This window comes from Paenibacillus silvestris, assembly GCF_009882985.1.
Lineage (GTDB): Bacteria > Bacillota > Bacilli > Paenibacillales > NBRC-103111 > Paenibacillus_E > Paenibacillus_E silvestris.
In genome coordinates this window covers 1-11,999 of the sequence record NZ_WTUZ01000014.1, presented here as the reverse complement: position 1 = coordinate 11,999, position 11,999 = coordinate 1, and the positions used below count along the sequence as shown (strand labels likewise).

Here is an 11,999-nt window from a genome sequence, read left to right as displayed (position 1 = left end):
TCAAGCGGAATATTCGCGTCCTCGCCATACTCGACGATATAATCTCCATCCATACGGATAGGCAGCTTGGTCTGCTCATCTACCGTAAGCACAGCAGATAAGGAAACACTCATTCCTGCAATCGCAGGGGAATTAAGCACCTCTTTGAACGCATCCTGGCTGCCGCCAAGCCCGCTCAATGTTTTGACAATATCGGCAGTGTTGGTCAGTTTGCCTCGAATAGAAACCTTGCGCTGTTTTTGACCATCCTTCTCGGTGGTGCCAAGATCCTTATAGAAGAAATATGGCGTTACGAGGGTTTTACTCATGTCCATGTTTTTCTTCTGCAGCTCCATCAGCTGTTCGAAAGTGAAGGGCACCTGCTTGGACATATCGTACCATTCAATACCGTCACTCGCTGCATTCGGCATCGACATGAAAGTACCTTGGCTGACCATGTATTGGTCCATTTTGATCGTTTTCAATACCATATCAGATCCTGGTGCCGTGGTCGTAATAGTCTGATGGAGGCCCTGATCTTTATTATAGCTGATGTCTGATTTGACAGTTGTCTGCAAGTTGTCTAACGGAGATCCTGCATTTGGATGAAACAGAATATGCATACCCATCTCCATGTGACCACGGAACGTTTTCAGATCAATGGGTGAAGTTGGATCAGCAACAAGCCAGGAGGAGACCGATGGGTCGGTCGCTAACGCCTTTTTGATGGCTGTTCCTGCCGTGTCAAGGGTAATGCCGGCGTCGTGGCCGCTGAAATCAACGCTGAAATCGTTTTGCAGAACAGAGCTCGCCTTACTGTCGGCTATACCTAGGAATCTCCCTAGAATGAGGGAGGCTTCGGCAGGACTGACCGCTTGGTTCAGACGGAAGGTGCCGTCCGAGTATCCCTGCAGGATTTGGCGTTCGCGCATGATGCGTACGGTGTCTGCATAGGGAGATTCTGCACTGACGTCGGCAGGCAGTGCGGTTTGCTTATTCAAAGGTGACAGTTTCAGCTCGTCGGTAATTTGTTTAATGAATTGTCCGCGTGTAAGAAGTGCGCTATCATCCGCTGCTGCGGCAGAGACTGATAAAGTAGGAAGGGCTAGTGTCAGTCCCAATGTAGAGAGTAATGACATACGTTGGATAGGATGCATGACGATTCTTCACTCCTTTAAGTTTTATATCATCCTATTAAACCTACCATGTTTTTCATGGCATGCGCTAGTTTTGGTCATGGCGGTTTGATGTGAGGCTGCAAATATCGCATAATGGGGGGAGATAAGAAGGAATGGATAGAGGAGCGTTCATAGAATGGCCAAGAAAAAAGAGCAAGAGACGGTCAAGCGTCTTGCCCCAGATTTTACACTGCCTGCATCAAATGGCAGCAGCGTTTCCCTACATGATTACAGAGGGAAGAAGGTAGTTATCTACTTTTACCCGCAAGATAACACACCGACCTGTACGCAGGAATCCTGCGATTTCCGCGACTATAACGGCAAGTTCGCCGAGCTCGGGGTCGAAGTCATCGGGATTAGTCCCGATGAACTGATCGCCCATCATAAATTTATCGCGAAGTATGAGCTGCCTTTCCTGCTGCTCTCCGACAGCGACCATCAGGTGGCCGAGAAGTACGGGGTATGGGCCCTCAAAAAGCTGTATGGCCGTGAGTATATGGGCATTATCCGTTCGACTTTCCTCATAGACGAGGAAGGTTACATTGTGAAGGAATGGAGTAAGGTGAGGATTAAGAACCATGTCCAGTTGGTGCTGGATACGGTTGTGGAACTGAGATAGAAGGGCTGCCGAGATGATCGGCGGCTTTTTTGTTTAATGGGCTCGGTGGAGGCGAGGGAAGGGCGAATGTGAACTACAGTCCGCTATTTCATCTGGGAACAGGCGTTTGCTAGTTGGAAGGGAACTATGATCTTCTATTCTGCCAATTTTAAGCGAAATACTAGATTTTTCAACAAATAGGACCCTGTAGTTCCGCCCAGCCATAAAAATGACTGATTTTACCGAAATAGAGGACTCCAGTTCCCTTTTCTTACCAACTAGATACCATTAATCATCTTCGAAAAATTACTGCTAGATAAGAGACATACTCCCCGATTATCTCCCATATACTCTATCAGTTAGCAAAATGATAGAACAAGCGGAGGGATCATCGCATGCGTTTTCAAGTTCAACATGCAGCCAGTAAACGGAAAAGTATTCAACTCACAATGGTCATCCTACTATTAGTTTCGCTGTTTCTCTCTGCGGTCCCTGTAAAGGCCACGGAGGAGGATGGAAACTCCGCAAAAGATGAGCAGGAGGTCTATCAAAAGCTCAAAACAGGCAAGCGCGTGCAGCAGGATGAGAAAAAGTATGTAACACCTGAGCAGCCTACGGTTTATTTAACCTTTGATGATGGTCCTAGCAAGCTAACGGGTAAGGTACTAGATATTTTAGAGAAAGAGGGCGTGAAAGCTACGTTTTTCTCGCTGGGCGAACAGGCCGAAGAGCATCCGGATTTGGTGAAAAGAATTTTGAAAGACGGACATACCTTAGGCAATCATTCCTATAATCATGTATATAAAGAGCTTTATAGCGATTTTCAAACGTTTTGGGATCAAATTCAGCGCAGTGAAGAAGTGTTCGCCGATATCGCCGACACCCGCCCGCAATTGGTGCGCGCTCCTGGAGGAACGTATACCAATTTCGATGCCTATTACTACTATTTAATGGATAAGGCAGGCTATACCGTTGTGGATTGGAATGTAGACAGCGGAGATTCGAAGAGGGTTAATGTACCAGCGAGTGAGATTTGGCAAACGGTAAAGGGATCGCCGCTTGAGCATGAATTAACGGTTCTATTTCACGACGGCACAGGGCATGAATCGACGGTAGAGATTCTCCCTAAAGTGATCGAATACTATAAAAACCTGGGATATGCTTTCGCACCCCTGACAATTGACGTGAAGCCGAAGCAATTCCAGGTGGGGAAATCCAAGTGGTCAAGAAACATGAGTGCGGCTCATTTTCAACAGCTATGGGAGGAAACCCAGCAATACGTGGCCGTACATCAGCATCCGGGGCTGCAGCAGATCAAAGAGGAGCCTAAGAACACGGACGAGGAGCTAGCGAAGCAAAAGGTGGCAGCAGCAGAGGAAGAGTCGCCACTACTGGCTATGCAGCCGATTGTCCCTTTGAAGGTCCATTTTTCTAGGTGGAGCAGTGTTACCTTAGAGCCTGAGCAGTATCAGCTGCGATCGAATCGAATAGAGCTTTCGTTACGTTTCCTAATTGAAAAGTTAGGTGGAAATGTACAGTGGCAAGATAAAACGAAGACAGCTAATGCTCATTATGGCATCTATGATATCGAATATGATTTACCAACGAGAACGATACGTGCGTATGCTTTGGGAAATAGTGTAGCAACCTACTCGCTCGCAGACATGGAGTTACAGGAAGGGACGATGGTTGTGCCCCTCCGCAAAACGGTAGATTCGCTAGGTGGTAGAATTACGGATACGGTGATGGAAGAGGGCAGACGGGAAGTGTCTATGGCATTCCGGCAATTTTATATGCTGAAGGAAAATAATAGTATTCTAAAAAACTCTCTATTTGCCCTAGCGGGCTAATGTCTAAAATAGTAGAAGACTGGAAAAACTAGAAGCATACCCTTTATGTAAGGAGGCTTCTTGACTATGCAGTCGAAGACACGAATATTCGATCAGCCGCAGCCTCTCGTGGAACGGATGATCCTGAACGTGGAGAAAGTCATTGTTGGCAAAAGAGAGACGATCGAGCAGGCGTTTATCGCGATGTTAAGCGGCGGTCATCTTTTATTGGAAGACGTGCCTGGTGTGGGAAAAACGATGCTTGTGCGCGCTTTGGCAAGAACGATTGGTTGCGAGTTTAAGAGAATACAATGCACGCCGGATTTGCTGCCGTCGGATGTGACAGGCGTGTCTGTTTATAATGCGAAGACAGGTGATTTTGAGTTTCGTCCTGGGCCCCTAATGACGCCGATCGTATTGGCAGATGAATGCAACCGGACCTCTCCGAAAACACAGTCTGCTTTTCTGGAAGCGATGGAGGAGAAGCGGGTTACGGTGGATGGAGTGGGCTATGAACTGCCGAAGCCTTTTGTCTTGCTAGCCACTCAAAATCCCGTAGATTACGAGGGGACTTACGCGCTGCCTGAAGCGCAAATGGATCGCTTCCTGATGAAGCTATCCTTAGGTTATCCGACGCCGGATCAAGAGATTCTGATGCTCGACCGACTTCAGGACCGCCATCCAATCGATCAGGTAAAGCCTGTTATTGTGCAGGATGAGTTTGTGCAATTACAAAGAGAAGCAGCTATGATTCATGTCGATAATACCTTAAAAGATTTCATCGTTCGCCTTGCCTTAGCTACAAGGGAACATACAGATTTGTACCTCGGTGCAAGTCCGAGGGCTTCTTACGCGTTGATGCGTGCAGCCCAGACGTCATCTTATATGAAAGGCAGAACTTTCGTTGTGCCGGACGACATTAAGGATTTGGTGCTGCCTGTGTGGGCGCACCGGCTTATTCTCACTTCTGAGGCCCGCATGACGGGCAAGTCGGCAGAACGGATACTAACCGAACTATTAGCTACCTTACAAACTCCAGTACTTCGTTATGTTTCGTCGAAGTAGGGGGCACATTCATGAAAAGCTGGGGTAAAACGTCGCTGCTCTTTGTGGGGTGTGTCCTATCGGTTCTGCTGGTTTATTGGCAAGGCGGATTTGCTGCCTGGTATTTAGGAATCTGCTTGACCCTGGTTTGGATGCAGGCTGGCTTCTTTTATGTCTTTGCGTTCCAAGGGCTGTCGATCAACCGGCAGTTATCGGGAGAGGTATTCGTATCGGGTGAAGATATCACAATCACACTAGGGATCGGGCACCGTGCGCGGATGCCCATGCCTTGGCTGGTTGTCAAAGAAACGTGGGTCCATGAAGGAAGCGGGGCTCTGCTGATTTATAGCAAGCTGCTTTTCCCATGGTTTCAGTCTACGATACTTTTCCATTATAAAATAACAGGTCTGATGCGCGGCGTATATCGCTTCGCGGGATGTGAGGCGGTCACCGGGGATATGTTCGGTTTTGCTGTTCGCAGAACGCGCCGGGACGAGATCCACCGGTGTGTCGTCTATCCGAAGGCGGATACGCTCAGCCGCTCCGGCATGACCTTCCACGCGGACGACGGCGACGTGCCGACCGCCCGCGGTCCCAAAGCGGAGACACCGCTGATCAGCGGTGTCCGTGACTATGCCAGCGGTGACCCCTATCACCGCATCCACTGGAAATCCACAGCCCGGTTGAACCGGCTGATGACCAAAGACCCCGAGCAGGCCGCCTCCGCGAAGCGGATGCTGCTGCTCGATGCGACGCCTGCGGCGAGCCCAGCAGAAGCGGCTCAGCCGCTGCTGGAGAAGGGCGTCGCCCTCGCGGCAGGCTTCTTCGAAGCCGCCGCTGGCGGGCGCGAGAGCTGCGGCTTCGCCAGCAGCTCGAACGGAAAGCGAATCGCGCCGACGATTCGCCCAGACCTGACGCTCGCGTACGAAGTACTCGCGAGCCTGGGCGGCAAGCCCGCCATGGCCTTTCCTGACCTCGTCAGGAAAGAGGCGGCGGCCTTGCCGCCAGATGCGTCGATGGTGTGTATCACATCGACGCTGGATGTTGCGCTGGTGCGCGCGATTGCGGATGCGCGCACCAGGCGCCGTTCCGTGCACGTGGTCTACGTGCACGCCAAGCCTTCCCTCTCGGTCGCTGAGCGAGAGGGGGCTTCGCAGCTGCAGGCCGCAGGCTGCAGCTTCACGGAAGTACCGCACCCGCGGATCCAGTGGCCGAAACAAGGAGGTGTCGCGGATGCAACCGCTTGAACCACGGCGCGATTCGCGCATGCTCTTTCAATCTTCGAACTCGTCACGTAGGACAGAAGAGGCTGAGGCTGTTCACCGTTCGGGAGCCATTCCACCGAGGCCCATCTTCCACGCCAGCGCAGTGACGGGTACAGCGACTTCATCGCCGCTTCACCAAACCTTTTTCAGAGACATCTTGATCTCTCTCTTGCTGTTCTTACTGATTTCGGAATGGCTTCATCCACTAGCCTGGATGGCAGATACGTCGATTGAATCCGGCCCTATATTGGTCGTTTTTGCGTTATGCATCGCCATAGATTGCTTTAAGGTTCCTTACGCATGGGGCTGGACAGCCAAAGGTGTATTAATTCTGCTTTTCGTCGGATTCATGTTTGACCGTGAAACCTTCGTAACCGGTGCGTGGGTTATTGACTTAGTTGGGACACTCGCTCAAGATGTTGGCCATCTGATGCAAGCTCATTTTGACCTTATCAGCGGTGAACTCCGGACTTTGCTATTTTTGCTGGGATGGTCGCTTCTCATTTCCGTGATCCAGGCGCTCATGCTGCAGAGGCAGCACAGTCTGTGGTTTGTCGCTGCCACTTTGATTTATCTGGTTGTTCTTCAATTGGTATTTGGCGCGGATACCGTGCAAGGCATCATGCGCACAATAGGATATGGGCTTTTGCTTTTGGCACTGCTGAACCTTTCTAGGATTGAGCAAACCTACGGCGTGGCTTCAGTTCGTCCGGGGAGCACTTTTCGGTGGGTGGCCGTTAGTGCAGCCATCGTGGGGGTGCTAGCCGCAGGCGCATGGTATTCGACTAAGCAAGCTGAGCCGGAACCTCTGATGAAGCCTGTAAGCTGGGCTTATATGTCCGATCGGTTGTTTGAACTTTACAATGAGGAGACGCATGCTGGTGGAACTGTGGCCAAATCCGGCTACGGTCAAAATGATACCTCCTTAGGAGGTCCACTCCAAGTAGACACGACTCCGGTTTTCACAGCCAAAACCTCTGAATTGACCTACTGGCGCGGGGAATCCAAAAATGTCTACGACGGCAAAGGCTGGACCCAATCGAATCAAACGCTTGAGTCGTATGCCACACCTGTTCCAACAGGTTCTGGAAGGCCAGTTACACAGGAAGTTTTGTGGAGTGATAAATCACCGAATAAACAGTTGTTCTTGGGAGGCAATCTACTAGGTGTGGACTCTCTTCTGACGGAAAAGGGGAAGCCGTTATCACCGGACATCCTGCTCAAGGCTTCGCTCAGCGGTAAAGTAACTTTGCCTGAGATCGCAGATCCTTTATCGTATTATAAAATTACCGTGCAACCTGTTAAGGAAGATCCCACTTTGCTGAATTCGGATATGGGAGCCTATCCGCCTGAGATTACAGGTGATTATCTGCAGCTGCCAGCCACATTGCCTAGGTCAGTTCGCAGTATGGCCGAACAAATCACAGCTAATCGACTCACGCCATATGCCAAAGCCGTTGCGATTGAGCAGTATTTGAGCAACACCTATACGTACAGCCTTGAGAAGCCGACGGCTCCGAGCCGCAGCGAGGATTTTGTCAGCCACTTTCTGTTCGTGGATAAGACCGGTTATTGTGATCATTTTTCAACGTCGATGGTTGTGATGCTGCGTTCTGTCGGCGTGCCTGCTCGCTGGGTGAAAGGGTTCGCGCCTGGAACGCTGCAATCAGCTGACAGTGGGGCGGATCTACTTCAAGAAGTGCTGGTCCGTAATTCGGATGCGCACTCCTGGGTGGAAGTTTATTTCCCTTCTATGGGGTGGGTGCCGTTTGAACCTACGCCGGGATTCTCGGGTATTTCTTCCGACCATCCAAGAGAGACCTTGACCACGGCTGCTATGGAGCAATCTGCCATGACAGCTTCTCTGATGAACATTCCGTTGCCAGGGAAATTTACAGCGAATTCAAGCGAATGGCTGCAAGCTACAAAACATACAGTTATTGATTATGCCCAAACAAATCGTAACCATCTCATCATGTTGCTAGGGAGCCTCCTCGTTCTGGCGGCTGTTGTGCTTTTGCTGAAGCGAAAAGGTTTCTTGGTTAACGCAGCGCTCGTCCCTTTTTATAAAAATGGCTTAAACAATCCGCATCCCATGATTCCATATATGGATCGTTTGTGGCTCCAGTTATTCCGCAAGTACGGCGGCAAACCTAAGGATCAAACGGTGAGAGACTATGTAACAGCTCTGAGCTTCAAGCATCAAGGACAGAAACAAGCGCTGCTTAATTTCGCGATAATCTATGAAAGCATCCGGTATGATGCCGCCAATTCTTCGCATTATACGAAGCGGGAAATTGTGGCAATATGGAAAGCCATTCAAAAGACACATTAAACCCCTTTACATCCTAGGTACCTAATGTTTAAAATTAGTACCTATAAATAGCGGTAAGTGGACAAGGGTCCCCCTGACAGCTCAACCGCTATGAACTTAGGAGGTCGGATAATGAGTAAACCGAGTGAAATGATCGTCGTTTTAGATTTTGGAGGCCAGTACAACCAGCTGATTGCTAGACGAATTCGTGATTTGGGCGTGTACAGCGAATTGCTGCCGTTCAATACTACGGTTGAGAAAATTCGCGAGCTTCAGCCGAAGGGTATTGTGTTCTCAGGCGGTCCATCAAGCGTGTATGGTGAGGGAGCTCCAGCTGTTGATCCGCAAATTTTTGATTTGGGGATTCCAATTTTGGGGATTTGCTACGGCATGCAGCTTATTGCTCATCAATTGAACGGTAAAGTTGAACGCGCGCATACGCGTGAATATGGTAAGGCAGATCTTTCTTTTACCAATGAAAGCCCGCTCGTGAAAGGTTTGGAAGCTAAGCAAACGGTATGGATGAGCCATGGCGACCACGTTTCCGTTCTTCCGGAAGGTTTCGTGATTGAAGCTAGCACGGATTCCCTTGAAATTGCTGCCATGAGCAATCGTGAGCGTAATATTCATGCGGTACAGTTCCATCCGGAAGTTCGCCACTCCCTTCAAGGGAACGAAATGATCCATAACTTCATCTACGGCGTTTGCGGTTGTGAAGGTGACTGGACAATGTCCTCTTTCGTTGAGGATATGATCAAAGAGCTTCGTCAAGAAGTCGGCGACAAGAAAGTCCTTTGCGCGCTTAGCGGCGGGGTAGATTCCTCCGTTGTTGCGATCCTTTTGCATAAAGCGATTGGTCCACAATTGACTTGTATGTTCATTGACCATGGCTTGCTGCGTCAAGGCGAGGCAGAAAGCGTTATGGAGACATTTGTTGGCAAATTCGATATGCATGTGGTCAAAATCGATGCGCGTGAACGTTTCCTCGGCAAATTGGCCGGCGTAGACGATCCAGAGCAAAAACGTAAAATTATCGGAACGGAATTTATCCGCGTGTTCGAGGAGGAGTCCGCCCAATTCGATGACTTTACGTTCCTGGCGCAAGGTACACTTTACACGGATATCGTAGAAAGCGGTACAGCTACAGCGCAAACGATTAAGTCGCATCATAACGTAGGCGGATTGCCGAAAGATATGAAGTTCAAGCTGATCGAGCCACTCAAAACTTTGTTCAAAGACGAAGTGCGTAAAGTGGGCGAAGAGTGCGGTCTTCCTGCAGCGATCGTGTGGAGACAACCATTCCCAGGTCCTGGTCTGGCTATTCGTGTACTCGGCGAGGTTACGGAGGATAAGTTGAAAATCGTTCGTGAATCCGACGCCATCCTGCGCGACGAAATCGCGAAAGCAGGCCTAGATCGCGAGATCTGGCAATACTTCACGGCGCTTCCGGGTATGAAAAGCGTTGGAGTTATGGGAGACGCTAGAACATACTCCTATACTGTCGGCATTCGCGCAGTGACTTCCATCGACGGTATGACAGCCGACTGGGCGCGTATTCCGTGGGATGTTCTTGAGAAAATCTCCGTTCGTATCGTGAACGAAGTCGAAAATGTAAACCGTATTGTCTACGACATTACGTCCAAACCGCCTGCTACGATTGAGTGGGAATAGATAAAACAGAAAAGACGAACGTTCTGGGAAAATTTAACCCTGGAACGTTCGTCTTTTTTATTGACAAAGGGTTAGTTCCGCACTAAAATGTGAAATGGATAACAGTTTTTCGTATAATCTTGGGGATTGGCCCGAGAGTTTCTACGAGATCACCGCAAATGATCTGGCTACGAAAAAAAGGACGGAATCTGTGTGAGTTTAGACGACTTTTTGTGCTATGCATAGAAGGGGCAGCTCTCATAGGGAAGCTCCTTTTTCGTACCCGGAATCAGGCAACATGATTCCGGGTTTTTTGCTGTTCCCCACCATTCGTTTTAGGAGGAGTAGGAAAAATGGATCGCTTTTTTAAATTGAAACAAAACGGCACGACCGTAAGAACAGAAATCATAGCGGGGATTACAACGTTCATGACCATGGCTTACATCCTTGCAGTCAACCCAGACGTGCTGAGTGCTTTCAAAACGGGAGCTACAGGCGGGGACTGGACTTCGATTTTCTTGGCAACAGCGATTGCTGCGGGTGTCATGACGATTGCTATGGGGTTATTCGTTAACTTTCCTGTTGCGCTTGCGCCGGGAATGGGCTTGAACGCTTATTTTGCAACGATTATCTTGACTTCACAAGGTAAGTTTACATTCTCAATGGGGCTAACTGCCGTATTTATCTCGGGGATCATCTTTATTATTTTAACCGTGACCAGAATTCGTCAGATTCTCCTTGTCGCTGTTCCAGATGGCTTGAAGCATGCGATTACGGTGGGGATCGGCTTATTTATCGCGATGATTGGTTTCAAAAACAGCGGTATTCTTACTGTTGCTGTAGAAAGCGGCAAGGATATCAAAGCTCATCAATTTACAGACGTTCTTTCATTTGAAACGGTGTTTCATATGGGTTCATTAGAAGATAAAAGCGTTATTCTGACGATTGTTGGTGTTCTGTTGATTTCCATTTTTATGGTACTGCGCATTCGCGGTGCTATATTGTTCGGTATCCTGGCTACTACAATTATCGGCTATTTCATGGGGATGGTTAATCTCGGTACGTTGACAAGTGCAGATACAACATGGGTTCCGGATTTAAGCAAGCTTCGTTTTGGTGACTTTGATTTTGCAGGGATTATGACAACGGGGATCGTTTCCGTTATTGCTACATTTACGTTCGTTGAGTTATTTGATACATTCGGCACCATGGTTGGAACAGCGAGTCGTGCTGGTATCATGAAGAACAAAGAAGAAGGCAACAAACGTGTAGGTAAAGCGATGTTCGTTGATGCAATCGGTGTTAGCGGTGGTGCTTTAGTTGGGACAAGTACCGTAACTGTTTTTGTAGAAAGCGCAGCGGGTGTCGCAGAGGGTGGACGTACTGGTTTGACGGCCGTAACTACGGGTGTATGTTTCTTGCTTGCTCTGTTCCTCGCTCCAATTGCGATGTTGATTCCTGGTTCCGCTACTGCGGCTGCCTTGATCGTTGTTGGTGTTCTGATGGTGCAATCGATTCGCGAGATTGATTTCCAAGACTTCGTTATCGCGATTCCAGCGTTCCTTACGATTGTATTGATGCCTTTCACTTACAACATTGCGAATGGTATTTCTTTCGGTATTGTTACCTATGTGGTATTGGCAGCAGCAGCGAACTTGGGTGGCAAAAGTGAGAAGCGTTATTCCATTCACTGGCTCATGTGGGTTCTAGCGATTCTTGTTCTAGCGCGTTACATCTTTATAGGAAGTCAAGGTTAAAAAGCTTTAAGCTCTGGTGCATCATGCGCCGGGGTTTTTTTTATTTCCATTTTTTACAATTAGAAAAAGACTTGCAATGCCCTTGCGTATTTGTTATATTACTTCTTGTCGCTTCGGCGGTCGGACGAAAGAACGAAGGTAACTGAAAAAAAGTTCTTGCAATCGAATAGGCCGATGTGGTATATTGATCAGGTCGCTTTTGAAGGCGATGGATGAATAAGGAAGAAATTGATCTTTGAAAACTGAACAACGAGTGACTAAGCACAGTCGAGTAATCGACTATAAATGAGATGAATAATCTCGCTAGCAAGTCAATGAGTACAATTAAGCTTTTCTACTATGGAGAGTTTGATCCTGGCTCAGGACGAACGCTGGCGGCGTGCCT

At 48.7% G+C, this 11,999-nt stretch carries 8 protein-coding genes and 1 riboswitch; of the genes, 7 read left to right on the top strand and 1 reads right to left on the bottom strand.

The window, feature by feature from the left end; genetic code table 11:
• On the bottom strand, positions 1 to 1,118 hold a 1,118-nt coding region (locus tag GQF01_RS09870), incomplete at its 3' end, for an S-layer homology domain-containing protein (RefSeq protein ID WP_161406625.1).
• Between the two features lie 175 nt (positions 1,119 to 1,293).
• On the opposite strand from GQF01_RS09870, the gene bcp reads away from it, so the two are divergent.
• From bcp to GQF01_RS09835, 7 genes are all read left to right on the top strand, one after another.
• The gene (gene bcp, locus GQF01_RS09865) at positions 1,294 to 1,776 is read left to right on the top strand and encodes a thioredoxin-dependent thiol peroxidase (RefSeq protein ID WP_161406624.1); all 483 of its coding nucleotides are present in this window, start codon (positions 1,294 to 1,296) and stop codon (positions 1,774 to 1,776) included.
• Positions 1,777 to 2,150: 374 nt separating this feature from the next.
• Positions 2,151 to 3,605, top strand: coding sequence for a polysaccharide deacetylase (locus GQF01_RS09860; protein WP_161406623.1), 1,455 nt, complete (start codon positions 2,151 to 2,153; stop codon positions 3,603 to 3,605).
• A gap of 66 nt (positions 3,606 to 3,671) precedes the next feature.
• Positions 3,672 to 4,649, top strand: coding sequence for an AAA family ATPase (locus GQF01_RS09855; protein WP_161406622.1), 978 nt, complete (start codon positions 3,672 to 3,674; stop codon positions 4,647 to 4,649).
• Between the two features lie 11 nt (positions 4,650 to 4,660).
• The gene (locus GQF01_RS09850) at positions 4,661 to 5,875 is read left to right on the top strand and encodes a DUF58 domain-containing protein (RefSeq protein WP_161406621.1); all 1,215 of its coding nucleotides are present in this window, start codon (positions 4,661 to 4,663) and stop codon (positions 5,873 to 5,875) included.
• The gene (locus GQF01_RS09845; protein ID WP_161406620.1) at positions 5,862 to 8,228 is read left to right on the top strand and encodes a transglutaminase family protein; all 2,367 of its coding nucleotides are present in this window, start codon (positions 5,862 to 5,864) and stop codon (positions 8,226 to 8,228) included. Before GQF01_RS09850 ends, GQF01_RS09845 begins: the two co-directional genes overlap by 14 nt.
• Before the next feature lie 111 nt (positions 8,229 to 8,339).
• The gene (gene guaA / locus GQF01_RS09840) at positions 8,340 to 9,878 is read left to right on the top strand and encodes a glutamine-hydrolyzing GMP synthase (RefSeq protein ID WP_161406619.1); all 1,539 of its coding nucleotides are present in this window, start codon (positions 8,340 to 8,342) and stop codon (positions 9,876 to 9,878) included.
• Positions 9,879 to 9,967: 89 nt separating this feature from the next.
• A riboswitch (purine riboswitch) is annotated at positions 9,968 to 10,068 on the top strand.
• A 142-nt stretch (positions 10,069 to 10,210) separates the two neighbouring features.
• Positions 10,211 to 11,614, top strand: a complete 1,404-nt coding sequence (locus tag GQF01_RS09835; protein WP_161406618.1) for an NCS2 family permease — start codon at positions 10,211 to 10,213, stop codon at positions 11,612 to 11,614.
• Positions 11,615 to 11,999 lie beyond the last annotated feature (385 nt).